Annotated in this window: 24 protein-coding genes and 1 riboswitch; of the genes, 14 read left to right on the forward strand and 10 right to left on the reverse strand. The window is 42.5% G+C overall.

Translation table 11 applies throughout. The features are described from left to right. Positions 1 to 10: 10 nt before the first annotated feature. Positions 11 to 778 carry an amino acid ABC transporter ATP-binding protein gene (locus ABS301_RS11775; protein WP_349672406.1) on the forward strand — a complete coding sequence of 256 codons (768 nt, stop codon included), beginning with the start codon at positions 11 to 13 and terminating at the stop codon, positions 776 to 778. A 147-nt stretch (positions 779 to 925) separates the two neighbouring features. Here the strand turns inward: ABS301_RS11775 and ABS301_RS11780 are convergent, their stop codons facing one another. Next, positions 926 to 1,453, reverse strand: coding sequence for a hypothetical protein (locus ABS301_RS11780; RefSeq protein ID WP_349672407.1), 528 nt, complete (start codon positions 1,451 to 1,453; stop codon positions 926 to 928). A gap of 480 nt (positions 1,454 to 1,933) precedes the next feature. Here ABS301_RS11780 and ABS301_RS11785 point away from each other — a divergent pair, with 480 nt between their 5' ends. Together ABS301_RS11785 and ABS301_RS11790 are read left to right on the forward strand one after the other, a co-directional pair. Further along, complete coding sequence (locus ABS301_RS11785) at positions 1,934 to 2,578, forward strand: hypothetical protein (RefSeq protein ID WP_349672408.1); 645 nt, start codon at positions 1,934 to 1,936, stop codon at positions 2,576 to 2,578. 197 nt (positions 2,579 to 2,775) lie between these two features. Continuing rightward, entirely contained in the window at positions 2,776 to 4,416 is a 1,641-nt protein-coding gene (locus ABS301_RS11790; protein ID WP_349672409.1) for an ABC-F family ATP-binding cassette domain-containing protein, read from the forward strand. A 63-nt stretch (positions 4,417 to 4,479) separates the two neighbouring features. On the opposite strand, the gene ABS301_RS11795 is transcribed toward ABS301_RS11790, so the two are convergent. After that, the gene (locus ABS301_RS11795) at positions 4,480 to 5,940 is read right to left on the reverse strand and encodes a glycosyl hydrolase family 18 protein (protein ID WP_349672410.1); all 1,461 of its coding nucleotides are present in this window, start codon (positions 5,938 to 5,940) and stop codon (positions 4,480 to 4,482) included. A 171-nt stretch (positions 5,941 to 6,111) separates the two neighbouring features. On the opposite strand from ABS301_RS11795, the gene cbiQ reads away from it, so the two are divergent. The 4 genes from cbiQ to ABS301_RS11815 all read left to right on the forward strand — a co-directional run bounded on the left by cbiQ (position 6,112) and on the right by ABS301_RS11815 (position 9,149). Further along, positions 6,112 to 6,882, forward strand: coding sequence for a cobalt ECF transporter T component CbiQ (cbiQ, locus tag ABS301_RS11800; protein ID WP_349672411.1), 771 nt, complete (start codon positions 6,112 to 6,114; stop codon positions 6,880 to 6,882). A 19-nt stretch (positions 6,883 to 6,901) separates the two neighbouring features. After that, positions 6,902 to 7,741, forward strand: coding sequence for an energy-coupling factor ABC transporter ATP-binding protein (locus tag ABS301_RS11805; RefSeq protein WP_502877964.1), 840 nt, complete (start codon positions 6,902 to 6,904; stop codon positions 7,739 to 7,741). Positions 7,742 to 7,767: 26 nt separating this feature from the next. Further along, a riboswitch (cobalamin riboswitch) is annotated at positions 7,768 to 7,954 on the forward strand. A 126-nt stretch (positions 7,955 to 8,080) separates the two neighbouring features. Further along, positions 8,081 to 8,830, forward strand: coding sequence for an energy-coupling factor ABC transporter permease (locus tag ABS301_RS11810; protein WP_349672413.1), 750 nt, complete (start codon positions 8,081 to 8,083; stop codon positions 8,828 to 8,830). Position 8,831: 1 nt separating this feature from the next. Beyond that, positions 8,832 to 9,149 carry an energy-coupling factor ABC transporter substrate-binding protein gene (locus ABS301_RS11815; protein WP_349672414.1) on the forward strand — a complete coding sequence of 106 codons (318 nt, stop codon included), beginning with the start codon at positions 8,832 to 8,834 and terminating at the stop codon, positions 9,147 to 9,149. 74 nt (positions 9,150 to 9,223) lie between these two features. Here the strand turns inward: ABS301_RS11815 and yeiL are convergent, their stop codons facing one another. Continuing rightward, positions 9,224 to 9,886 (reverse strand): transcriptional regulator YeiL, encoded by a 663-nt coding sequence (gene yeiL / locus ABS301_RS11820; protein ID WP_349672415.1) that lies wholly within the window; start codon positions 9,884 to 9,886, stop codon positions 9,224 to 9,226. Positions 9,887 to 10,058: 172 nt separating this feature from the next. Between yeiL and ABS301_RS11825 the strand changes: the two genes are divergently transcribed. From ABS301_RS11825 to ABS301_RS11855, 7 genes are all read left to right on the forward strand, one after another. Continuing rightward, positions 10,059 to 11,228: a U32 family peptidase gene (locus ABS301_RS11825; RefSeq protein ID WP_349672416.1), complete on the forward strand. Its 1,170-nt coding sequence runs from the start codon at positions 10,059 to 10,061 to the stop codon at positions 11,226 to 11,228. A gap of 14 nt (positions 11,229 to 11,242) precedes the next feature. Next, a complete protein-coding gene (locus tag ABS301_RS11830) occupies positions 11,243 to 12,049 on the forward strand; it encodes a hypothetical protein (protein ID WP_349672417.1) in 807 nt (268 codons plus the stop codon). A gap of 62 nt (positions 12,050 to 12,111) precedes the next feature. Then, entirely contained in the window at positions 12,112 to 12,747 is a 636-nt protein-coding gene (locus ABS301_RS11835) for an HAD family hydrolase (protein ID WP_349672418.1), read from the forward strand. A gap of 25 nt (positions 12,748 to 12,772) precedes the next feature. Then, on the forward strand, positions 12,773 to 14,263 hold the full coding sequence (locus tag ABS301_RS11840; protein ID WP_349672419.1) for an IMP dehydrogenase: 1,491 nt from the start codon (positions 12,773 to 12,775) through the stop codon (positions 14,261 to 14,263). A gap of 167 nt (positions 14,264 to 14,430) precedes the next feature. Then, complete coding sequence (locus ABS301_RS11845) at positions 14,431 to 15,186, forward strand: exodeoxyribonuclease III (RefSeq protein WP_349672420.1); 756 nt, start codon at positions 14,431 to 14,433, stop codon at positions 15,184 to 15,186. 42 nt (positions 15,187 to 15,228) lie between these two features. Next, the gene (locus tag ABS301_RS11850) at positions 15,229 to 17,043 is read left to right on the forward strand and encodes an ABC-F family ATP-binding cassette domain-containing protein (protein WP_349672421.1); all 1,815 of its coding nucleotides are present in this window, start codon (positions 15,229 to 15,231) and stop codon (positions 17,041 to 17,043) included. A 26-nt stretch (positions 17,044 to 17,069) separates the two neighbouring features. Further along, the gene (locus ABS301_RS11855; protein ID WP_349672422.1) at positions 17,070 to 18,917 is read left to right on the forward strand and encodes an alpha-amylase; all 1,848 of its coding nucleotides are present in this window, start codon (positions 17,070 to 17,072) and stop codon (positions 18,915 to 18,917) included. Here the strand turns inward: ABS301_RS11855 and ABS301_RS11860 are convergent. The 7 genes from ABS301_RS11860 to ABS301_RS11890 all read right to left on the reverse strand — a co-directional run bounded on the left by ABS301_RS11860 (position 18,895) and on the right by ABS301_RS11890 (position 25,951). Next, on the reverse strand, positions 18,895 to 19,857 hold the full coding sequence (locus ABS301_RS11860) for a hydroxyacid dehydrogenase (protein WP_349672423.1): 963 nt from the start codon (positions 19,855 to 19,857) through the stop codon (positions 18,895 to 18,897). The two genes, ABS301_RS11855 and ABS301_RS11860, sit on opposite strands and share 23 nt — an antisense overlap. Positions 19,858 to 19,939: 82 nt before the next feature. Beyond that, a complete protein-coding gene (locus tag ABS301_RS11865; protein WP_349672424.1) occupies positions 19,940 to 20,479 on the reverse strand; it encodes a PadR family transcriptional regulator in 540 nt (179 codons plus the stop codon). Positions 20,480 to 20,495: 16 nt separating this feature from the next. Next, positions 20,496 to 21,671 (reverse strand): macrolide family glycosyltransferase, encoded by a 1,176-nt coding sequence (locus ABS301_RS11870; protein ID WP_349672425.1) that lies wholly within the window; start codon positions 21,669 to 21,671, stop codon positions 20,496 to 20,498. Positions 21,672 to 21,924: 253 nt separating this feature from the next. Then, positions 21,925 to 23,151: an NAD(P)/FAD-dependent oxidoreductase gene (locus ABS301_RS11875; RefSeq protein WP_349672552.1), complete on the reverse strand. Its 1,227-nt coding sequence runs from the start codon at positions 23,149 to 23,151 to the stop codon at positions 21,925 to 21,927. Further along, positions 23,151 to 23,600, reverse strand: coding sequence for a 4Fe-4S dicluster domain-containing protein (locus ABS301_RS11880; protein WP_349667338.1), 450 nt, complete (start codon positions 23,598 to 23,600; stop codon positions 23,151 to 23,153). Before ABS301_RS11880 ends, ABS301_RS11875 begins: the two co-directional genes overlap by 1 nt. Positions 23,601 to 23,611: 11 nt before the next feature. Then, positions 23,612 to 25,495, reverse strand: a complete 1,884-nt coding sequence (gene cooS / locus ABS301_RS11885) for an anaerobic carbon-monoxide dehydrogenase catalytic subunit (RefSeq protein ID WP_349672426.1) — start codon at positions 25,493 to 25,495, stop codon at positions 23,612 to 23,614. 54 nt (positions 25,496 to 25,549) lie between these two features. Then, a complete protein-coding gene (locus tag ABS301_RS11890) occupies positions 25,550 to 25,951 on the reverse strand; it encodes an RrF2 family transcriptional regulator (protein WP_277409638.1) in 402 nt (133 codons plus the stop codon). Positions 25,952 to 25,992 lie beyond the last annotated feature (41 nt).

Raw genomic sequence — 25,992 nt, forward strand, 5'->3', positions numbered from 1 at the left:
AGGAATCGAAATGAACGTACTGGAAATGAACCATGTGGAAAAATCATTTAATGAACAGAACGTCCTTCGGGGCATCTCTCTGTCTGTAAAAGAAGGAGAGATTCTTTCTGTCATCGGGCCTTCCGGTTCCGGAAAGTCCACCCTCCTTCGATGTGCCACAATGCTGGAGCAGATGGATAAAGGAGAACTGTTTTACCTGGGAGAAAAGGCGGCGTGGAACGGAAACGATGGAACGTCTGTCTATGCAAAGAAGGAAAAGCTAAAAGAAATCCAGAAGAATTACGGTCTTGTTTTTCAGAATTTTAATTTGTTTCCTCATATGAACGTTTTAAATAATATCATTGATGCACCAATTCATGTTCAGAAACGGAGCAAAGAAGATGTTATTAAAGAGGCTGCGGAGCTTCTTCAGAAAATGGGACTTGCTGATAAAGCAGATGCCTATCCCTGCCAGCTTTCTGGTGGGCAGTGTCAGAGGGTGGCAATTGCCAGAGCACTGGCTCTGAACCCAAAGATTCTCTTTTTTGATGAGCCTACCTCTGCGCTGGATCCGGAGCTGACCGGTGAAGTGCTTAAGGTTATTAAATCCCTGGCCGATCTGCATATTGCCATGGTAATTGTCACCCATGAGATGGCATTTGCCAGAGATATCTCTGACCGGGTGATTTTTATGGCAGAGGGTGTGATTGTTGAGGAAGGGACTCCGGAGGAAGTATTTGCGTCTAACAATGTCAGGACACAGAGCTTTCTTGGGCGGTATGGAGATATTCTGGGGTAATCCGGGGTATAAAAATACGCCCTTTGTCAGGGCGCTGGATAAATAATATAATTTTTTGGAATAATTTACTCTTTCCGGTATAGCCGGAAAGAGTAAATCGATATGTGATGCCGTTCCGATTGCCATCGGAGCGGTTTCTGTTTTTATTTATTTCCAGTTTGAAGAGGCATGAGTTACGTTACCATTTTTAAGTATGACATCTTGACGTGCCTTAGCATCGCTAGAATACCAGTTAAGGTGCTGAAATTCAAGTGCTCCGTCAGCGGTCCGCTTTTCTTTATATATATCATGCTCTTTTCCAAGTATATTGATTACCTGATCATAGGTCATACCATCTACGACCTGAGAGCTTAATTCCCGGGTTAAGTATTTCTTGGTTCCATCAGCAACATCCACATAAGCCCCTGAACTATTAAATAAATAACCATCTGCTGAGAGTCCCTCCATTTGAGGAAGCTGGTTATATTTATCTATCCAATACCATGTTCCGTCACTATCCTGTACCCATTCTTCTTTCGCATAACTGCCGTCATCTTTTACATAAAACCATAAACTATCGTAGTTACCTATGTGGTAACCGTCATCATATGTATGAGTCCACGTCCCTGCAAAAGCAGGTAAACAAACACTGACTGATATTATAGCTGTTACGAACAATAGTTTCATCTTTTTCATATCCATATCCCTCTTTTTCTTTAGTTATATTAAAAAGCCATTAGCTGTTTTAATCTGCAATTTTTTTGTTTCCGACATCTCTTAAATGTAAAATTGTCATTTTATATATGAATTTTCACATTTATCACAATCCTTTGACGCAAATATACTGTATCACCAAAATAAGGAATAATCAATAATTGTTTTCGAAGAAACAGAAGAAATTATTGAATTATACGAAAAATTCATAATAATTTAACCTAAATTATTTATAACGATATAGAAAGGATTATTTTCCCCTTCGTTTTGCCTTTACAACTCGTTTTTTATGATAATTAAAGAATTCCATTCCGGCTAGTTTAAACTGAAAACACCTAAGTCATTACACCGTCAAAATAGATAAAAGTAAATTAAGAAAAAAGATAAAAACTTTTCACAAACGGATGATATACTAAATGCGATAGATTAGGGAATGGCAAATATAGAAAAGAGGGATGCTTTATGAAAAGAACCTTAATGATCGCATTAGCTGTCTATACGGCAGTTATATTATCGGCTTGCGGTAAATCATCAAAGCCGGCGCAAAACGCAGCTGGTACTGTTACACAGACAGAAACTTCAAGTGAAACTTCTCCGGCGGCAAGTACACAGGCACCCGGAAGTACAGCAGAATTTAAGATATTAACCGGTAAAGTCACCGAGGTATCTGATAATATGGAATCCATGACTGTTTTAGATGGAGAGACGAAAACTGTATTTCATCTGGATAATGTAGCAGTGGAAACTTCCTATGCGCTGGAACCGGATGTGAATGTTTCCATCATCTATAAAGGTGAGATTTCCGGGTCTGACACGACCAATGCAAAGGTAATTCTGGTTCTTGATGCCCAGGATAAGATGGAAGTAAAAGAAGTGACTGGAGCGGTAAAGGATCAGGCTATGAGTACATTTACCATTGATACAGGTTCCGCAAAAGAGATGGGATTTATCAAAGATAACTGCGAAGGGCTGGATACCGGCGTACTTGGAAATGCTACCGATGACAGCAACGGAAGCGGAGCTTTGGTAAAAGTTACCTATGTTACAGTTACCTATGATGCAGGCAGTGAATCAAACTTCCCCTTAAAGGTGGAGGCGGCGAAGTAAAACCAGGTATAAATCCCGGATTGGCAGGGCTTTTTTGATAAAAGGCTTGCAAATTCGGGATTTTCATGTACAATAAGAGAGATGACAGAAAAGGGGCCAAAAGACCCCTATTTTGATGATTTCGGCCCTGATTTTGCTGAAATCAGAAGCAGAGCTTACGATATGGAATAAAACCAGATTTCAGAAAGGGAATTAAGATGATTAGTGCACATAACGTAACATTAAGACTTGGAAAAAAAGCATTGTTTGAAGATGTAAATATTAAGTTTACGGAAGGCAACTGTTATGGCTTAATCGGTGCCAATGGTGCCGGAAAATCCACGTTCTTAAAAATTCTTTCCGGTGAACTGGAGCCTACCGGCGGTGATATTGTGATCACACCGGGTCAGAGACTTTCTTTCTTAAAACAGGATCATTTTAGATATGATGAGTGTCAGGTTCTTGATACAGTCATCATGGGAAATGTCAGATTATATGAGATTATGAAGGAAAAGGATGCGATCTACGCGAAGGAGGACTTCACGGATGAGGATGGCATTAAGGCTGCAGATCTGGAGGGAGAATTCGCAACCATGAATGGTTGGGAAGCGGAATCCGATGCTGCAAACTTATTAAACGGTCTTGGAATTGAGACCGACTTACACTACAAACTGATGAAGGATTTAACCGGAGCCCAGAAGGTGAAAGTGCTTCTTTCACAGGCACTCTTTGGCAATCCTGATATCCTTCTTTTAGATGAGCCGACCAACCATTTGGATCTGGATGCTATTGCCTGGCTGGAAGAGTTCTTAATTAACTTTGAGAATACGGTAATCGTGGTTTCCCATGACCGTTACTTCTTAAATAAGGTTTGTACCCATATTGCGGATATTGACTACAGCAAGATCCAGCTGTATGCCGGTAACTATGATTTCTGGTATGAGTCAAGTCAGCTTATGGTAAAGCAGATGAAGGAAGCCAACAGGAAGAAAGAAGAAAAGATTAAGGAGCTGCAGGATTTTATTCAGCGCTTCTCAGCCAATGCTTCCAAATCCAAGCAGGCTACTTCCAGAAAACGTGCGTTAGAGAAAATTGAACTGGATGATATTAAGCCTTCCAGCCGTAAATATCCCTATATCGATTTCCGTCCGGCACGCGAGATCGGTAATGAGGTTCTTACGGTAAATGATTTAACCAAAACCATTGATGGTATGAAGATTCTTGATCACGTTTCCTTTACACTCACCAGAGAAGATAAGGTGGCTTTTGTAGGACCTAATGAGCTTGCGAAAACCGTTCTGTTTAAGATCCTTTCTGGAGAGATGGAACCGGATGAGGGCGAATATAAATGGGGCCTTACCACTACCCAGAGCTATTTCCCCAAAGACAACACCGCAGAGTTTGATAACGATGATACCATCGTGGACTGGCTGACCCAGTACTCTCCTGAGAAAGAGGCAACTTATGTTCGCGGATTCCTTGGACGTATGCTGTTTGCCGGTGAAGACGGCGTGAAGAAAGTCCGTGTTTTATCCGGTGGTGAGAAAGTCCGCTGCATGCTTTCAAAGCTGATGATAACCGGTGCCAACGTGCTGCTTTTAGACGAGCCTACAGACCACCTGGATATGGAATCCATTACAGCATTGAACAACGGACTGGTGAAATTTCAGGGAGTGCTCCTCTTTTCCTCTCGTGACCATCAGATCGTAGAAACTACAGCAAATCGCATTATGGAAATCGTAGGCGGACAGCTGATTGATAAGATTACAACTTATGACGAGTATCTGGAAAGTGATGAAATGGCTCGTAAGAGACAGGTATTTACTTTGACAGAAGAACAGGTGACTGAAAATCAGTAATAAAAAGGCCGCTGCGCTGCAGGTTATGATACCTGCATAGCAGCGGCTTTCCTATTCATGAAATTATCTTAATCCATTATACAATGTGTCAAGAAGCTCTCCATTGGAATCCTGACCAAGCTCCCATACCATGGCACCGCCTAACTTCTTTGATTTAATATAATCTGTTTTATAAGCGATGGACTGTGGGTCTTCATAGCTGATGAAGATTGTTCCGTTAAATAACCATGGAACCATTGACTGAGAGTGAAAATATCTGGTATAACCGGTTTTATTTAAATAATTTGCCTTGATGTCCTTGTAGCTGATGGAGTTGGCACCGCCGTAGGTCTGGTATAAGCCGTTATTGGAATTAGTCACGGAAGAGTACAGGTACCCATAAAACGGGATGCCCATAACCAGCTTATCGGCAGGGAAGGAAGCGTTTAACCAGGCAGTGACTCCCGAGTCCACGCTTGCTTTATATTGGGGTGAGTAATCGTTGTTATTATAAAGGGGAGCCAGTAAATCCGTATAGGGATCCCAGGTTCCGTGCAAATCATAAGTCATAATATTTGCGTAATCCAGATATTGAGCCAGTTTAGCCATTTCTACATTTTTTACATAAGAAGCATCCGCTCCTCCGGCAATGGTTAGAAGATAGTGTTTCTGGTCCATCGAACCGCGGGCATCCAGTTTTTCTCTTATTTTTTGAAGAAGCAGGGTGAAATTCTGTTTATCCTCCGGCCGTCTGGTATTGGTCGTCAGACCTCCGCTCACCGGATATTCCCAGTCCAGATCGATGCCGTCAAATCCATATTTTGTGATAAAATCCACAGCACTGTCTGCAAAGGCATTTCTGGAAGCATCGGTCAGAGCCGCATCTGAGAATTTTCCAGACCAGTTCCAGCCGCCAACGGAAATCAATGTTTTTAAATTTGGATTTTGTAATTTTAATGAATTTAAAAGCCTTATATTATTGGAATCCACATCCGGATATCCCAGAGTGATTTTTAAATCCGGACCAATATTAGCAAAGGCGTAATTAATATGAGTCAGCTTGCTGGCATCAATCTGATCCGGACAGACGCCGCTATAGGCTTCCCAGGCTGCATAGTAGCCAACGATTCTTCCGGATTGCGGCTGGGTTTCTGCCGGAGGTAAAACGGGTGCTGCAGTGGTGACAGAAACGGTATTGCTGGCAGGAGATATATTTCTTCTGGTATCTTTTGCTTTTACATAAAACTGGTAAGCTGTTGCCGGAGTTAATCCACTAACGGCATATGTAATTGAGGTTGTAGAGCAAAGATAAGTATCGTTTTTGTAAATCTGGTATTCTCTTACGCCCAGACCGCCTGCGGGTGGAGACCAGGTCAGGGTAAGTGAGTTACTGGTAATATCGGCAGCATTTAAATTTTGGGGAGCAGTGGAAGTGCTTTTGTCAGGCTTTGCCGCAAACGAATTTTTCGTGCAGTAGTTGCTGATTAGAAAAAGTAATAAAACAGATATTGTCCACATGATTGCTTTTCTTGTACTTCTTTTCATCGTGTTCTCCTTCATAACTTATTGTAAAATCAAGTATAACATGATGGATTTTCCTTGAATAGCGCGCAAAAACTGGTATATTTTCATAAATTTGGTAATGAATCTGAACTGCCGATGTAACCTGTGCTTGCAGATGATTTCTTAATCGCTTATAATCAGCCTTAAAAGGAGGTGAGAACGATTAATACCATAGATTCCTACGCTTATGAATCCCGCATAAAAGGAATAAACCCAGGATTAAAAGCAGTTGTGGCAATGGCAGCATTATTAATTTGTATTGGAACTGGAGATGTTTTGGTTTCTGTTACGGTGTTTCTATCCATGGGTCTTATTACGGTTTTTATGGGAGGGCTTTCCGTTTGGAAGTATCTTGCCCTATTAAAGATACCAGTAACTTTTTTAATTCTTGGAACTGCTGCCATTGTGGTTGGGGTATCTCGTGTGCCGGCTGGACGCTTTTATATAGCCATGCCAGGCTTTTATCTTTATTTGTCAGATGGAGGAGCAGCTCTTGCTGCACGGCTGATTTTAAAAGCAATGGCTGCCGTAAGCGCTATGTATATGCTTGTACTTTCCACACCGGCAAGTGAGATTATTAATTTGCTTGGAAAACTGCATGTACCAAAGCTGATATCGGAGCTGATGAACCTCATATACCGGTTCATCTTTGTTATGATGGATGTCCAGGTCCATATGAAGCAGGCGGCGGAATCCAGGCTGGGATACCATAATTTCCTTACGTCCTGCAGGTCCTTCGGGGGAATCGGAGCGAATCTGTTTATCGTTTCATTAAAGAAGGCGGGGATGTATTATGATGCCATGACTGCCAGATGTTATGAGGGCGAACTTCTGTTTCTGGAGGAGAAAAGGCCGGTGAGAGCAAAGGAGGCTGCGGCAGCGGCAGGCTATCTTGCATTACTTTTGCTTTTATGGCTGGTGTAAAAATGAGGAGGAACAGATGATGGAAGAAATACTTTTACAGGCAGAAAATCTTTCGTATTCCTATGGCACAGGAAGTAAAGCACTTCATGATGTGTCACTGTCTGTGAGAAAAGGGGAGAAAATTGCAGTTCTTGGTTCCAATGGAGCCGGGAAATCCACCTGCTTTTTAAACCTGAACGGTGTCTTGACCCCGGATACGGGAACAATTAAGTATAAGGGAAAGATAATTGGAAAAAAAGACTTAAATGAGCTTCGAAGAGAAGTGGGAATCGTATTTCAGGATGCGGACAATCAGATTATTGCATCTACCGTTTCTGCTGAGGTATCCTTCGGACCCATGAATTTAAGGCTTTCCAAAGAAGAAGTGAAGCAGCGGGTTGAAATGGCGTTAATTTCCATGAATTTAATGATGCTGAAAGATCGCCCTCCTCACTACTTAAGCGGCGGAGAGAAGAAACGGGTAAGCATAGCTGACATCATTGCCATGAAACCGGAGGTGATCATATTTGATGAACCAACCGCATCGTTAGATCCGGTTAATGTGGAAATACTCACACAGGTTCTTGATGAAATGACAAAAATGGGGAAAACTCTTCTGATTTCAACCCATGATGTGGATTTCGCGTATAAGTGGGCAGACCGGGCGATAGTTTTTGCAGGTGGAACCATTATTGCCGATGGTCCGGTAACAGAGATACTGACATCCGATCTTATCTTAAATCAGGGGAATTTAAAGAAGCCGGTTTTAATGGAGGTTTATGACAGTCTGGTGAAATGCCGGATATTGCCGGAAATGAGTCCTTATTTCAGGGATACACAAGAATTGAACCAGCTGCTTAACAGGCAGTATGGCGGTTGACAGAATTTGGTATTACAGTTACAATACAAGCGTATTATCTAAAAGGTGCCTGTGAAATTCTCCGCAGGATAATAGGGAAAAGGGTGAAAGTCCCTTACGGTCCCGCCGCTGTATATGCAGAGCAGGGCTCCATAAGTCACTGGGAAACCGGGAAGAGGGAGCAGCTGTGTTTGATGCATGAGTCAGAAGACCTGCCTTTTTGTTTGGAGTATCCGGTTACGAGTGATGGCCGGTGCCGGGAAGTCTTTTTGTAGTACAAAGATTTACCCATAGGGCACCAGTCTGATGTGTGGGAACCATCGGATGTGAGGTGCTTATTTTATTGGAAGGAGAATGAAAATGAGTAAGAAAGAAAAAAGTATTATGAAACTTGCAACTGCATTTGCACTGACATTTGGAATCGTTCCCAGTGCCTTTGCAATGCATATTATGGAGGGCTATTTGCCAGTAGGGTATTGTATCGCATGGGGGGCAGTCTGTGTGCCATTTCTCATTGCGGGCTTCTTTTCTATTCAGAAGACGCTCCGTGAGAACAGGAAGGCAATCACAGTTCTTGCCATGTCAGGAGCATTTGTGTTTGTGATTTCCTCATTAAAGATTCCGTCTGTGACTGGAAGCTGTTCTCATATGACTGGAACCGGCCTTGGCGCTATTTTGTTTGGACCGTCGGCGGTCAGTATTCTGGGCATTATTGTTTTGATTTTTCAGGCGGTGCTGCTGGCCCACGGAGGTCTTACCACACTGGGTGCGAATACCTTTTCCATGGCAATTGCAGGTCCTTTCGTGTCTTTTGGAATATATAAACTTTGTAAGGTATTAAAAGTGAACAAAATGGTGGCGGTTTTTCTTGCTGCAACGTTAGGCGATTTATTTACATACTGTGTAACCAGTTTACAGCTTGCCATAGCCTATCCTTCTGAAATAGGAGGCGTTGGTGCTTCTGCTGTTAAATTCCTTGGGGTATTTGCACCGACCCAGCTGCCCCTTGCAGTGATTGAGGGAATTCTCACTACAGTCATCGTTATGACTCTTGAGACTTATGCTCTTCCGGAGTTAAAATCCATTGGATTTACAAAGGAGGTAAAATAATATGAGCAGGAAAAGAAAACAGACGATCGCGGTGCTGCTGATTCTCGTATGTCTGATTGCTGTCATTCCTTTGTTTGCATTAAAGGGAGCGGAGTTTGGGGGATCTGATGATGCAGGAAGCCAGATGATCACAGAAATCCGTGGTACGGAATATGAACCATGGTTTACCCCTGTTTTGGAAGCTGCCATAGGCGGAGAACTTCCAGGAGAAATAGAAAGCCTTTTGTTCTGCCTTCAGACGGGAATCGGAGTGGGAGTCATCGCATTTTTTATGGGAAGACTGGTGGAACGGAAAAAATGGCAGGATAAACAGCTATAATGGTTCAATTATCAGATACAAAGGAAGAGCTGGTTCAGATATCATTATCTGAATCGGCTCTTTTTTCTGTATCGTTATAAACTGTTCTCATTGACAGCCATCGTCGCAAGAGATGAAAAATCCTTAATTCTGTATCTTTTTTTGTCCATATGCTGCAATATATCCGCCTCACATAGAACCGAAAATACATGAAGCAGGTGACGGTAGCTGACACCTAAGTATTCCGCAACCTCTGTGTGCTTCCTATTATAGATTTCTCCATCTGCAGATAATAGTATAAAATTAGCCAGACGGTTTACCAGAGGATAATTCTGGTTAGTTGCATAATTTGAGGTATTGCGTATAGCCTTCCGGCATAAAAACAGGCACAGATAATTTAAAAATTTGGTATCGTTTCTTAAAAGATGGCTGACTTCCCTCAGGGGCAGAAGGATACAGACGCACTTATCCAAAGCAATGACTCCATTGGTAAATTTCTGCGCACCCATAAATTCCATCTCCCCAAATAGGGTTGGAGATTTAAAGAAATCAATGATGGTAACCTTTCCGTTTTCATGAGTCAGGAAAAGCTTAGCATTTCCTTTTATAAGAAATACCAGATCAGATAAATCATCACCTTCTCTGCATATTAATTCATTTTTTCGAAATTCTTTCCATTTGGCATATGGAGTAATATCAAAGGAAAAGATATTAGTGACAAAGGAGGGAATTATTTCGTTGGCCTTTTTCATATTCATAGACAAATCTCTTTCCAACTCTTTTTTATAATTTATCTTACTATAAAACTTCCCTAAATTCCAGATTTATGTGAGAAAACTCATATTTTTCACAAAAAGCAAATGATATAATATTGCGTATTATATGCAGTAGCAGACACTTAAAATATCAAACGCTTTCCAGGGGGGGCTCATGATGAAATTTGCACTACCATACAATGGAGATATGGATTTCATTGATCAATCGCTTTATATGTACGGGAATTATATTGAAAGCTATTTTGGTAATTTAGGAATTGATGATTTTGGCGGAGGACGCGCCCAAACTCAAAATATTGTGAAACAGGAAAATGAATTAAAAGCAATCCTTGACAAGCTAAACACTGCTGGCATTGATTTTAATTATGTCATCAATAATAACGGCCTGATGAACGAGGAGTTTACCGAAAAGTATCAGGAAAGGTATTTGAAATTTATCAACAAATTAGTTGATTTGGGAATACGGAAGGTCACATTGAGCAATCCATATCTAATCAAATATACAAAACAGAAACTGCCGGCTTTAAAAATATCAGCATCGGTGAATTTAAAAACCCGTTCATGGGAAGAACTTGAATATCTGATTCAATTAGGCATTGATGAAGCAACGCTGCATTATGATTTAATCAAGAATTTTGCAGAGCTGATCCGGATTCGTTCGAAAACTGATCTATTATTAAAGCTCATTCCAAATGATTTGTACATATCAAATTGCCCCTGGCAAAAAGGTCATACTCGCATGCAGGGTTCCCACAGCAAACATAAGGAAACGAAAACACCATACTTCAGCTATTACAGAAATAAATGTGTTAATATCCGGAATTTAAGGCCAGAGGAAATATATAGCGGAAAATGGATTGCTCCGGCCGATATTCCCAAATACATGGAAATTGGTTATAAAAATTTTAAATTACTGGACCGTCTGGCTACGACCGAATGGATCATGAAATCTATTGAAATATATATTGAGCAAAGCAGGACAACCCATCTGGAAGAAATATTAGGCACCTATGGCTCTAAATCTAACATTCATGCCGCCGTCTCTGATGGTCCTTTGGAGCAGGCTCTTTATCCAAGAGACCAGCTGGAGCTGATACCTGAAATATCTCATGTGGACAATAAACTCTGGTATTCTGCCGATCACACGGACAATTGCACGCACTGCACGTTATGCCGTCATGCTGCTGACAAGGGCCTTATTTATCCGGAGGATAAGAGAGAACAGTATATTGAAAATAACAGGAGGTGGCAGAGCAGAATTACAAAATTACCGTATATCAAAGAGTTAAATCTTGGTGAGGTACAGCGTATAGAATATAAGTAAGGGGGCAGGTACCAATGGGTGAAATGTTACTACCATTATACTTGGATGAGAGCTTTATGGACTCTGAGTCAGAGGGCAGAATTTATTTGACCAGATTTGAGCAGGATTTTCAGAAAGATTGTTTTTTGTTTCATGAAGCGAGGGACTATGCAATCTCGCCGGAGGAAGCCAGGAGCATAAGCGGCAGGTATCAGTTATGTTATGCCTATGATATGTTTCATTTTGAAAACAGAGAATTCACCGTAGAGGGGTATCAGGAGATTTGCAAAGATATTGAATCCATGATTGACACCGGATTTAAATATATTCTGGTATCAAACCCCTATATTATTGAACTGCTTTGCAACGAATACAGCAAAGATATCCGTGTGATTGTTTCAGCCCAGCTGGAAATTAATCAGGTACACAGTAAAATATTTTTTGATGTTTTAAACAATACCAGAAATATTTCTTATGTTGTCGTATCTCAGAATCATCTTCACAAACCAGAATTTGAAGAAATGAGACGAACATTCGGAAGTATTGGACTTATGGTTGAGCTGGACCGCCTGATTTCTGATAATCAGATCGTGCATGAGCAATTCAATAACATGATCTACGGATATTATAATGATTCTGTAAAGTGTCATTTAAAAGAGTATATAGAGGAAAACCGACGTTATTTCAGAAAGCAGGATCTGGTGAACCAGTTTGATGAAAACATTTCTTATAAGCTGGGAGAGATTGGTGTGGAGAAGAAAATTCCAGAAAAAAACCTGAGACATCTGCTTAATAATGAATTGGAAGAGATCCAGGTAATTGATTATGACCTATGGCAGTGAAAAAGAACAAAATAAATGATAGTATTAATGTAATTAATTATAGGGATGCGAGGGTATGAGACATGAAGCTTTTAATATTAGATTTTGACGGAACAATAGCAGATACAAAGAGCAGCATTGTAAACACAATTCAGGCCACGGGAAAAGAACTGGGCTATGGAATTGCCAGTGAGAAGGACATACAGGAAAAAATAGGGCTGCCGCTTAAGGATACCTTTTCCTCCGTATTAAAAGTCCCGGACAGCGAGATGGATCATGCCATTAATTTATACCGCAGAAAATACCAGGATATCTGCATGGAAAGTGTTACATTGTTTCCTGATGTAAAGAGCACCATAGAGTACCTGTCGCAAAAGGGAATTGTTATTACAGTTGCCTCAAGTAAGGGCAAGGACGCTCTTCATCTGTTGCTTGATCATTTACAGGTAAGTCCTTTCATTTCCCGCATTTACGGCGAGCAGGACGTAAAAAATAAAAAGCCGGCACCGGACATGGCACAATTAATATTGGAGAAGGAAAAATGTGAACCGGAAGAGGCATTGGTGGTAGGGGATACGGTATTTGACCTTCAGATGGGACGTGGCGCAGGCTGTCACACCTGTGGTGTAACCTATGGAAACAATTCTTATGAAGAGCTGAAAGCGCAAAACCCCACCTTTATCATCAATAATTTCGCCGAATTGAAAAGCATCTTTTAAGCAGCAAAAGGAAAAGAGGTCTCAAATGTTTAAACTATATAATGAAATTTCCAGAACCTTTAACGAATATCTGCTGATCCCTAATTTATCCACTCCCCAGTGCATGCCTGAAAAAATTGATCTGACCACTCCTATTACAAGATTTAGAGCAGGGGAAGCACACGTAAGGCTAAACATACCGTTTGTATCTGCCATTATGCAGGCTGTGTCGGATAACAAACTTGCCATTTCCTTGGCCCGGTGCGGAGGGCTGTCATTTATATATGGGGCCCAGACGATTGATTCCCAGGCTGAAATGATACGGAAAGTCAAAAAGTTCAAGTCCGGCTTTGTTGTATGCGATTCCTATCTTTCGCCGGAACACACTTTAAATGAGATACTGAGGCTGAAGGAGGATACCGGGCACACTACCATAGCTGTTACCTCTAACGGAAAATCGGATGGTATTCTTACCGGACTTATTACAAGCAGAGATTACAGAATAAGCAGGGATCCCCTGGATAAAAAAGTCTGTGATATTATGACTCCTTTTGAATCGCTTATTACAGGAAGGGATGGGATTTCCCTGAATGAAGCCAATGACCTGATTTGGGCAAATAAATTGAATTGTCTTCCTATCGTCAACGAAAAACAGCAGCTGGTCCATATGGTGTTCCGTAAGGATTACGAAGCTCATAAAGAGAATCCTTTTGAGCTTCTTGATGAGAAGAAGAGCCTTCTTGCAGGTGCCGGAATTAATACTTACGATTATCAGGACCGGGTTCCGGCACTGCTGGAAGCAGGCGCTGACATCTTGTGTCTGGATTCTTCCGATGGTTATTCCACCTGGCAATATGACGCCATTACCTACATAAAGTCAAATTTTCCCAAGGCATATATCGGTGCTGGCAACGTGGTTGATGCCGAAGGCTTCCGTTATCTGGCGGATGCCGGGGCAGATTTTGTAAAGGTCGGTATTGGCGGCGGGTCTATTTGTATTACACGTGAGCAGAAGGGGATTGGCAGAGGTCAGGCGACTGCCATACTGGAAGTTGCTTCTGCCAGGGATAAATATATGGAGGAGACAGGAATTTACATCCCCATTTGTTCTGACGGAGGAATTGTGTATGACAATCACATTGCCATAGCCCTGGCCATGGGAGCGGATTTTGTGATGATGGGAAGATATTTTGCAAGATTTGATGAAAGCCCTGGAAAGAAGCTGAAAAGAGGCAATGAATATGTAAAGGAATATTGGGGAGAAGGATCAGACCGGGCAAAGAACTGGCAGCGCTACAGCATGTCAGCCAGCAAAGATACTCATTTTGAAGAAGGTGTTGACAGTTATGTCCCTTATGCAGGTGCACTGAAGGATAATTTGTCTGTCACGATCAGTAAGATAAAGTCCACAATGTCCAGCTGCGGGGCGGCTTCCATCGAGGAATTTCAGAAAAAAGCAAGGATCACCCTTGTTTCTCCCATGAGTATTCGGGAAGGCGGAGCCCATGATATTATACTGAAAAATAAAGATTACTAAACAAGCAGGCAATCATGTTAATACAATACCAGGGAGCTGCTGCTCAACTAAGAAAAAGTTAGTTGAGCAGCAGCTCCCTTTTTTCCTTATTAGTTTTGCAACACGCCCTTTTCGAATGCTGTTTAAAATGGTATACTAACACTATCTTTTTGACGGAGGTGAATGCGATGAAAAAAATGATATCATGGAATGTGAATGGACTTCGTGCCTGTGTGGAGAAAGGCTTTCTGGATTATTTTAATGAAGTAGATGCGGATATATTCTGTATTCAGGAAAGCAAGCTGCAGGAAGGACAGATTGACCTTTCTCTTCCAGGCTATTATCAATATTGGAATTACGCACAAAAGAAAGGATATTCAGGTACTGCCCTGTTTACCAGGGAGGAGCCATTATCAGTTACTTATGGGCTGGGGATAGAAGAGCATGATAAAGAGGGACGGATTATTACGGCTGAGTTTCCGGACTATTATGTAGTAACCTGCTATACTCCAAATTCCCAGAATGAACTGGCGCGCCTTCCCTACCGGTTGACCTGGGAGGAGGCATTTCTGGCCTTTCTAAAAGGGTTGGAGGAGAATAAGCCTGTTATTTTCTGCGGAGACTTAAATGTAGCTCACAAGGAAATTGATTTGAAAAATCCCAAATCCAACCGGAAAAATGCAGGGTTTACCGATGAGGAGAGGGAAAAGTTTACCATCCTTGTAGAGAATGGCTTTATAGATACCTACCGGTATTTCTATCCGCAGCAGGAAGAGATGTACTCCTGGTGGTCCTACCGCTTTAAGGCGAGGGAGAAGAATGCAGGGTGGCGTATTGATTATTTCTGTGTATCACAAAGTCTGGAGGACAGGCTGGTAAGTGCAGACATTCATACCCAGGTGACAGGCTCTGACCACTGTCCGGTGGAACTTGTAATTAAATAATAACGGATCAGACAGAGTATTACACAGGAGAATAATAAAAACATGAATTTATTAACAATTGAGCATTTAACAAAATCATATACAGAACGGCTTCTTTTTGAGGATACCAGCTTCAGCATAAATGAAGGGGAAAAGATCGGTCTGATTGGTATTAATGGCACAGGAAAGTCTACGCTTTTACGTATCGTGGCAGGCCTTGAAGTGCCAGATGAGGGAACTGTGGCAAAGGGAAGAAACTTAGATATCCGGTTTCTTTCCCAGAATCCCAGATTTGATGCAGGAGAAACCATTCTGGAAAGTATTATCCGGGAGAATGAGGGCCATGAACATGTATGGGATTTAGAAAGCCAGGCAAAGAACATGCTCACCAGACTTGGTTTTACGGAATTTGATACCAAAGTGGACACCTTATCCGGCGGACAGAGAAAAAGGGTTGCGCTTGTAAGCGTTCTTCTTTCTACTGCAGATTTACTGGTTCTGGATGAGCCGACCAACCACTTAGACAGCAGTATGGCGGACTGGCTGGAGGATTATCTGCGCCGGTTTAAAGGTGCTCTTTTGATGGTTACCCATGACCGGTATTTTTTAGACAGTGTGACAAACCGGATTGTGGAGCTTGATAAGGGAAAGCTTTACAGCTATCAGGAGAACTATGAAGGGTATTTAAAGCTAAAGGCAGACCGGCTGGATATGGAGCAGGCTTCTGAGCGGAAACGCCAGTCAATCCTCCGTATCGAGCTGCAGTGGATGCAAAGAGGGGCAAGGGCGCGTTCCACCAAGCAGAAGGCCCATATTGAGCGATACGAGACGCTTCGTGACCAGAAGGCACTGGAGTTTGATAAAAACGTGGAACTGGATTCCATTGAGAGCCGCCTTGGACGTACCACCGTTGAGCTGGAGGGTATTTCAAAGGCTTTTGGTGATAAGGTTCTGATGAAAGATTTTAACTATATTTTTCTGAAAAATGACCGCATCGGAATTATTGGCCCAAACGGGTCCGGTAAATCCACGCTTATGAAAATTATAGTCGGATGGCTTCAGCCGGATGAGGGAACATTAACAGTGGGACAGACTGTAAAGATGGGTTATTTCTCCCAGGAGAGCGAAGATATGGATGGCAGCTTAAAGGTCATCGATTATATCCGGAGTGCGGCTGAGTATGTAAAAACAAAAGACGGAAGTGTCAGTGCCTCCCAGATGCTGGAACGGTTTTTATTTCCGCCAAGTGTTCAGTATACGACTGTTGAAAAGCTTTCCGGAGGGGAAAAACGGCGGCTGTATCTGCTGCGTATCCTGATGGAGGCACCCAATGTCCTTCTTCTTGACGAGCCTACCAATGATCTGGATATACAGACTCTTACCATCCTTGAGGATTACTTAGACAGCTTTCCAGGTATTGTTGTAACTGTATCTCATGACCGCTATTTTCTCGACCGGGTGGTGCGCAGAATTTTCGCATTGGAAGGCCAGGGAAAGGTCACTCAATATGAGGGCGGATTTACGGATTATCAGGCGGCTTTCGCTGCAAAATATCCGGACGGGCTTCTCGGGGAAGCTGCTGGAACTTACAAAAAGGAAGATGCAGGCGATAAGAAGGGGAAAGAAAGACCCAAATTAGAGAGAAAGCTTAAGTTTTCCTATAAAGAACAGCGGGAATGGGAAACCATTGAAGATGACATTGCCGGTTTGGAAGAAGCCATCGAAGTGCTTGATAAAAAGATTGAAGAAGCTGCCAGTGACTATGGCAAATTGAATCAGCTGATGGAAGAAAAGGCAGAAAAAGAAGGATTATTAGAGGAGAAGATGGAACGCTGGATGTATTTAAATGATCTGGCAGAACAGATTCAGAACCAGTAACAGGACTGTCACAGAGGAGAAGAGGGATGAAACAGTACAGGATCGCCAGGAGAGAAACAGGATATTATCCCATGGGAATGACTAAGACCGGGGAGGGGGTTCATTTCAGCGTTGCGGCTCAGGGAACGGAATTAAAACTACTTTTTTTTCGTAACGATGAAAAGGAGCCTCTCTGCACCTTTCTCTTTCCGGAAAAAGAAAAGCGGGGAGAAGTTTTTTCTGTTACAATCCTTGGAGATGACTTTACCGGGATTTCCTATTGCTATGAGATTGATGGGAAACGGTTCTCTGATCCGTATGGGAGAGCTTTTACGGATAAGAATTGCTGGGGAGACTTAGAGAGAGCAGCTGTGTTATCCAAAAGCCCGGTTACGTTTAAAGCTTTTGACTGGGGGCAGGACAAGCGTCCGCTGATACCATATGAGGATTCTGTGGTCTACCGGATTCATGTCCGGGGATTTACCATGCATTCTTCATCCGGAACCAGGAATAAAGGAACCTTTCGGGCGATTGAGGAAAAGATCCCATACTTAAAAGAACTGGGAATCACAACTGTTGAGCTGATGCCTGTTTATGAATTTCAGGAAGTGATTCTCCCCGAAATTGTGCAGGGAAGTCCCTACGGTGTGGATAAACCTACGGGAAAAATAAATTATTGGGGATATACTTCGGGATTCTATTTCACTCCCAAAGCGTCTTATGTCTCGGATAATAAGGAAACACCGGCTTTAGAACTAAAAAATCTGGTTAAGGCCCTTCATAAAGAAGGGATAGAACTTATTACAGAATTGTATTTTTCAGGGAAGGAGTCTCCAACCTTTGTTCTTGATGCGGTACGGTTCTGGGCAGAAGAGTTTCACCTGGATGGAATTCATCTGGTTGGGTTTCCGCCTCTTGATTTAATCGGACGTGACCCCTATTTAAAAGGCTTAAAGCTATGGGCTGATTCCTGGGGTGACATTCCTGTAAAGGGATTTAAATATCTGGCAGAATATAATGACAGCTATCAGACGGATATGAGAAGAGTACTGAAAGGGGACGAGGAGCAGATGAAAAATCTGGTCTTCCGAACCAGAAACAATCCGTCCGACCGGGGCATGATTCAATATATGGCGAATACCAATGGGTTCACTATGATGGATATGGTTTCCTACGATACAAAACATAATGAAGCCAATGGAGAATCCAATCTGGATGGCAATCCCTATAATTATTCGTGGAATTGCGGGACAGAAGGACCAACGAGGAAGAAAAAAGTGGTGGAGCTTAGAAAGAAACAGCTTCGCAACGCTTTTTTACTGCTGCTCTTAAGTCAGGGTACGCCTCTTTTTATGGCGGGGGATGAATTTGGCAATACACAGTCGGGCAATAACAATGCTTATTGCCAGGATAATGATATCTCCTGGTTAAACTGGAACCTCTTAAAAACAAACAGGGATCTTTTTGAATTTGTAAAAGCAGTCATCGCTTTTAGAAAGGCCCATCCGGTATTTCACAGAAGAGAAGAAGCGAAGAACATGGATTATCTTGCCTGCGGAGTCCCCGATGTTTCTTATCATGGGGTGAAACCATGGTATCCGGAATATGAGAATTTCAGGCGTCAGCTGGGTATCCTTTACTGGGGAGATTATGCCAGAAAAGCAGATGGGACGGCAGATAACCATTTTTATACCGCATATAACTTGCACTGGGAACCTCATTCGTTTGATCTTCCAAACCTTCCGAAAAAACATCAGTGGCATGTGGTGTTTCATACGGATAAGCAGGAAGAGAATGGGAAATATGAGGAAGGAAATGAACCGGTCCTGGAAGGAAAGAGTTTTCCCGTTCCTCCCAGAACCATTGTAGTATTTATAGGAAAGAAGGATGATTGACCGGAAACTCCGGTCTTTCTCCATTTAAGACCCGAAAGATGTCCATAGCAGCAAAAAGCTCCATACGGTCAAGGGCTTCCCTGGTATTGGCGGCGCAATGGGGAGAAACAATGATGTTGTTATATTTAAGCAGCGCACTATCTGCAGGAAGGGGCTCCGTTTCAAATACATCCAGGGCAGCCCCTTTTATTTTTTTGTCTTTTACAGCCTGTATTAAATTGTCTTCCTGTATTAATCCGCCCCTGGAGACATTGATTAAGACGGCAGATGGCTTCATCATATCCAGCTGTTCTCTGGCTATCATGTGCCGGTTTTTTTCAGAAAAAGGGACATGGAGTGAAATGAAGTCCGCATTCCGATAGACCTCTTCCGGTGAGGACACCGGAGTAACGCCAGCCGGTGCATTGTCAGGGGTTAAATGATGATCATAGACGATAACCTTCATATCAAATCCCATAGAAGCTTTTTTAGCCACCAGCTTTCCAATATTACCAAAGCCTATCAGTCCCAGGGTGAGACCAGACAGTTCCATGTTAAAAACATCCTTTCGGATTGAAAAATCGCTTTTCTTTACAGCTTCAGACATGATCTCATGGTTTTTAGCACAGGCAAGCATGAAAAAAATAGTGTGCTCTGCCACCGCATTGGAGTTGGCATTTCCAGAGTTAGTCACCTGGATTCCCAGTTTTTCTGCATAGACTGTATCAATATAGTCAACTCCTGCACTGAAGCTTGATATTACTTTTAAGTTTTTGCACCGGTCCAGTAATGGTTTATCGTACCGGAATTTTCTGGTAGGACCCGTAAGTATGGCGTGACATTGTTCAAAAACAGGGTCATCTGCTGATTTGGGAGCAGATAATAGAAGCTCACAGCCTTTTTTTGTTAAGTAGTCGGTACCAGTATGAGAGATCGTTCTTGGGATCAGCACTTTAAACATATTTGATTCCTTTCTGGAGGCATTGCCACTAATCTTATAAATGGATAGTAACACAGGCCTGAAAGGGTTTCAAGCTAATCTGTTATAGTCCGGAATCGATGGTCTCATCACACCAGCGAATGGTGGCCTCGCAGGACAAAATACCTCTGCGAAGCATAGCCTTTAAAAAGCGGGTGCGCTCTTTTGTTATTTCCTCAATTCCCTGTTCCAGATCGTGCTGCATGTCCAGGTATTTTTCCAGTTTTCTGACATGGATTTGTTTATAATCTTCCAGCATTTTAATAATATGCTCTTTTGGCTGATTGCTTGAGAATATCAATTTCAGCATAAATTCAGAGCGCATGGGTTGTATTTCTGTGTCTTCCATAAGCCAGGCTTCTAACTCCAGCTGACCCTTTGGAGTAATCTGGTACTGTATTTTTTTCTGGCTTTTTTCGCTTTCTACAATCTCTACCAGTTCATCTATGAGCATTTTTTTCAGTGTTGGGTATATATGCCCAAAGTTTTCGTTCCAAAAACCGGATAAAACGGTATCGCAATATTTTTTAATGTCATAGCCGGTGCCTGGTGAAACATTTAAGATTCCTAATATTGCATATAGGGATTTGTTTTTTAACGCCATTTTAAGTGCCTTTCTTTTATTTGTTAACGTAACCTTCCAGTTTTTCAACTGTAAGTTCCCAATTGGAACAGCTTCTCATTTCAAGGGAAACTCTAAGGCAGTTTTCCTTTATTGTCTCATCTGAGAGGAGCTGGTGGATCTGACCTTTTAGTTTTTCTGCTGATAGTTCCTTCATGTTATCTGATAAACCCAGATTCATGGATACAAGCCTTTTGGCAGTCATATGCTGATCATTGACCAGAGGGAAGGCAAGCATGGGCACACCAAAATATAATGCCTCATTCACACTGTTAAATCCTGCATGGGTGATGAATGCATCCGCTTTATCTAAAATCTCAAGCTGGGGAAATACATTTTTAACCAGAAAGTTGACCGGTAATTCCCCCAATTGATCAACTTCGCACTTGGTTCCAATGGACATACACACATAATAGTCAGTATTTTCAAAAGCACAAATGCACATCTTATAGAAATCCATAAAATCCGTGTTCAGGCTGCCAAGTGAAATATATAATAGTTTTCTGTTTCTAATCCCGGATAAGTCTACAGACTCTGTATTTTTTGCCCGCTCCATAGAAGGTCCGGCAAATAAATATTGGGGTTCGGTTACTGCATCATCTCCGTTAAATTCCCTGGTGGTATATACAATATTGTGATCGGCTTTGCTTATAAAAACCTCTTCCAGTGTGGGTCCTTCAATTTTATAACAAGTACAGATTCTGTTCAATATCTGATAGCAGTAATCCAGCTGAGGATGAGTCCCGGGCACGAGCATACGCGGTGGTACCGGTGCATGGCTCATGGCAAAAGAAGAATGGGAACCGATAACCGGTGTATGAGTAAGCTGTTTTAGAAAGCATCCGCCCCCAAAGATGGAGTCACAAAAAATGAGGTCATAGGTGCGTTCTTTTAAAATATCCAGAATCTGAGGCAGCATTACTTCATCGTATAAAAGAATATATTCCATCAGCATGTAAAACGGATGCCGGTCTGTGGGGCGGTAATTTTTTAAAAAAAGATTCAGGCCGCTTCCAAAGTCAATCCAGTCTGCACCTGATTTTGTTACCTGCTCCGAAAACTCCACTGAGCAGAAATAATCTACTTTATGCCCTTTTTCTGTAAGCTTCTTTACCAGTCCAAGTGTGGGATTAATATGTCCATACAGATTTGCATTTACAAATAAAATATTCATCCGTGTCCTCCTTATATCACTCTGATATAGTTTGAATTCTATATCAGAGTGATATAGTTTGAATTCTATATCAGAGTGATATAGTTGTCAAGAAAATTTTAAGCAGTAAAATAAATGCCCGTCTTGTAAGGAAGCCAAGTCGGGCATTTGTTTATTGTTAATAGTCAATTCCATTGCTGAGACATCAGGAAATCGCGTATATTTACATGTTTAAATCTTCTTCTATTTATCTGGCTGCCCTGTTGCTTATTTATTAATTCATTGTATAACGATACTGTCCTCGGGAATCTGTTCCGTAAAAGTCTGCAAAAGACAGATGGAAGATATCAGTCTTAACAGGATCAAGAGATACCTGATTCTTGATCAGATACTGATAGATACCGGTGTAATCAATGGGACCCTGAATCATAATGCTTTGCAGGTGTCCATTACGTAAGATTGCCCTTTTATAACATCCGGAGTCCTCCTGTGTCAGGATCTGATCTCCGTCTCTTGCGATTCCATCTCCTAAAGAGAGGGTTGTAAGCTCATAAAAATTCATGGTGTTTTTCATGCCGTAAGGATCTTCATAAGGGGTTGAAACTCCGCACATATTGCAGGCAGCTGTATATCCCTGCTTCATGGCATTGGGCCATATGGCAGCGATTCCGTTCACATCTCCTGCAGCGTAAATGTTTTTGCAGGAAGTTTCCATGCATTCATTTACCTTAATAAAGCGGTCAACGGCAATTTCACAATTTTCTGTGCAGTCTGTTGCCGGACGAACTCCGGCTGCGACAACAATCATATCACATTCCAGAATAGTCCCGTCATCAAGCATAACAGAGTTGATCTGATCGTTTTCCGGCATAGTGGTTAAAACCACTTTTCTTCCCAGAACGAATTTGCAGCCATGCTGCGCAAATAATTTCTGATAGGCTTTACCAGCCTTTTCATCCAGCTGCTTTGGAAGAATCCGGTCCGCCAGCTCTAATACCGTTACATCCTTTTTCTGCTCCAGAAATGCATAAGCGGCGTCCATTCCTACCAGCCCGGAGCCTAATACCAGAATCTTATCTGCGGACTGGGCAAATTTGCGGATTTGTCTTGCGTCACTTAAATTCCGCAGGCCAAATACATTTTTGGCTTCTCTTAAATTAACAATGGGAGGTATCACGCTGTGCGCACCTGTTGCGATCAGAAGGCGGTCAAAGTCAAGCTCTGTGCCATCAGCAAGTAAAACAGTCTGCTTGATGGGATCAATATGTACTGCTTCTTTGTTCTTCAGCCATTTAATTCCAAGTGCATCAAAAAAATCTTCCGGAACAAAGGAAAGAGCTGCTTCATCCCGTTCATGGCTTAAATACTTATGGAGCATACAACGGGAATGAACCTGGTCGTCAACCGACACCATGATGATATCCGCTTTTGATTCCAGCTGTCGGATTGTTTTAGCAGCCGAGATGCCGGCTGCGCCAGCGCCGATAATTACATGAGTCATCATTCCACCTCCTTAACATAGATTGCCTTGGTAGGACATGCTTTTACGCAGCTCGGCTCGCTGCCGTGGTCAAAGCAGAAATCGCATTTGATCACACTGGTTTTCGTGGTTGTGTCCGCTTTTAACACACCGTATGGGCAGTTCATCACACACATGAAGCAGGAACCGCACTTTTTTTCGTCGTAATATACGTGACCCGATTCTTCGTCCTTTACAAGAGCTCCGCTCATACAGGACATCACACATTCCGGCTGGTCGCAGTGGCGGCAGAAGATGGGAGCATAGTGACCGTTCCCTTTCATGACGATGTGATTTCTGGATTCATTTTCCGGATTGGTTAAATCCAGATCATAAATGCTTCCGCCATCTTTTCTATGTGCCTGCATACAGGCGAGAACACAGTTCTTACACCCGTCGCATTTGGCTTCATCAATGAATATCCGTTTCATATGCCCTCCTCCTATATATTAAGACCGGTCCGCTTCTCCATAATGATCTTTTCCAGTATGTCGGCACTTTCCACAGCATCATCATTAATAATGACCTGACCGCCGGTTAATGATTTCATACCGTCTGTGAGAACCTTAACAGCAACTTTGCTTCCTGTTACAAAAGGAGGAAGTCCTAAATGAAGGGGAAGACCAAGGGCAAGGCCAAAGCAGCCATCTGCAAGAGCCTGTTCTTCCAGCCACTGAGCTGCAGACAGGACAAGTGGAAGTTTGGGAAGATCCACACCAAGCTCCTGTGCAATTTCAGTAGCAACAATCTCAAGACGTCCGATCGCAAGGCAGGGACCGAAATTGAGAACTGGCGGAATTCCCAGTTTTTTGCAGACTTCTCTTAATTTAGGACCGGCAAATTCAGCAGCTTCCGGTGTCATAAGTCCGCAGTTTTCAATGCCGCCTGAAGAACAGCCTGCAGTCAGCACGATGATATCTTTGGCAATCAGTTCCTTTGTCAGTTCCACAGTAAGAACATCGTGCCCTCCTGCGGTTAAGTTGGAACAGCCTACCACTCCTGCAATTCCTTTAATATCCCCGGATACGATTAAATCAATAAGCGGCTTCCAGCTTCCGCCCAGGAAGTTCTTTAAGGAACCTTCGCTGACACCGGTCAGGGTGTTCTCATATCCGTGGTCAGGCATAAGATTAAGGGGCACCATGCCTCGGCGTTCCTGATAGGATTTCACCACTTTATCAATGATCTTTTCGCTCTGTTCTCTGCGGTGGTCAAAATCGAATTTCATAAGTTCTGCATTTGACTTTTTAGCCACATCATCTAAACAGATCTGTTTGATCTTAAGCTCTTCACAAATTGGTTCAATACCAGGAAGGGTACAGTTAAACTCAGAAAGAACGGCATCGATGGCGCCAGTAGCAAGGATCGCCTCGCTGGTGTAGTTGTTCCCTGCATGTCCGTCAAATACCTCCTGGTAATGAGCGCCTCGTAACTGCAGATCCTGACCTACGCAGGTACAGCCTACCAGTTTAAAGCCTTTGGCTCCAACTGCCTTTGCCTTGGCAACTGCCTCTGGGGAAATAAGCTGTTCCTGTAAATCAACAAAAATAGTATGCTGATGTCCGGTAATCATGATGTTGATATAATCCGGGTTAATAACACGAAGGCCTACGGGAGCCATACGAAGTTCCGGCTGTCCAAGAAGCACATCATTTAACAGGTTTGTAAGAGTCAGTCCATAGATACCTGTGGAGACTCCCAGTCTTAAACAGTCAACCAGCATATCCAGGGGATCGGAGTTTAAGTTGGTGGAACATTTGACCACGCCCTTAAATACTTCGGATTTCGCTCCTCCCGGCATGATTCCAAGTTCTTTCCAGCGGGCAACTCTTGGGGCGTAAGCGACTTTTTCCGTCAGCTCCATTTCCACATATTCCGGTTTATAGATATCAGCAATTACCGCATCAGCGACCTTCTCCGCCTTTTTGTACACATCGGATTCTACAATTCCGAAGATGTCTGCCAGGTGGTCAAGAGATTTTAATCCCTTTAATTCGCCTTTTATTTTTGCTGTGTTTTTTAAATTTAATGCTGTATTTTCAACAATGTGTATGTAACAGCCGCTTCCTGAAGCCACCGCCCTTAAAAAGTTTCTGGCAACAATCGTGTCTGCATCCGCTCCGCATATTCCACGGGGAGCATCCGGCGTAATACGGCATGGGCCGTTGGCACAGAGTCTGCAGCAGACTCCCTGGAGACCAAATCCGCATTTGGTGCTTTGTTTTTCTACTCTGTGATGAGAAGTCTCCATCGGCAGGGAAGAGATGAACGTTTCTAAAGGTTTGTCGGCGCTTTGACAGGTGTTGCACCCGTAACATTGATTCATTGTTTTTCCTCCTTTTGAATCTATACCATTTTAGTAAAGATTAAATTAAAAAAATTATCCGTGCAGTAGCTTTGCCAAAGAACATTCTTTTAGTTCCCGATTAAGATTCAGTTGAATTCTTAAGAACTCCTTGTGAGCCAGGCAAGGCTGCTTGGGCTGGTTCACGAGACAGTCATAGCCGGACTGCATGCATTCGATCAGCAGCATCTTGGAATCAATCACAGTGAGAATATCATATAAACTAGTGCGTTCCAGATCACAGTTTAAGGCATAGCCTCCCGCGCTTCCACGATAGCTTTTGATTAATCCCGCTTTTTCCAGCTTTCGTGCCATCTTGTAGGTGATGGCTGAAGTCAGGGATTCTTTCTCACAGATCGTAGGAACGTTCATGATATCGCCCGATGATAAGGCTCTTATGATTCTTATGGCATAATCGCATTCTCTGGTAATAAGCATATCGCACCTCCACGTCATAAGATTAACATACTGTACCTAAT

The sequence above is a fragment of the Lacrimispora sp. genome (genome assembly GCF_031982545.1).
Lineage (GTDB): Bacteria > Bacillota > Clostridia > Lachnospirales > Lachnospiraceae > Lacrimispora.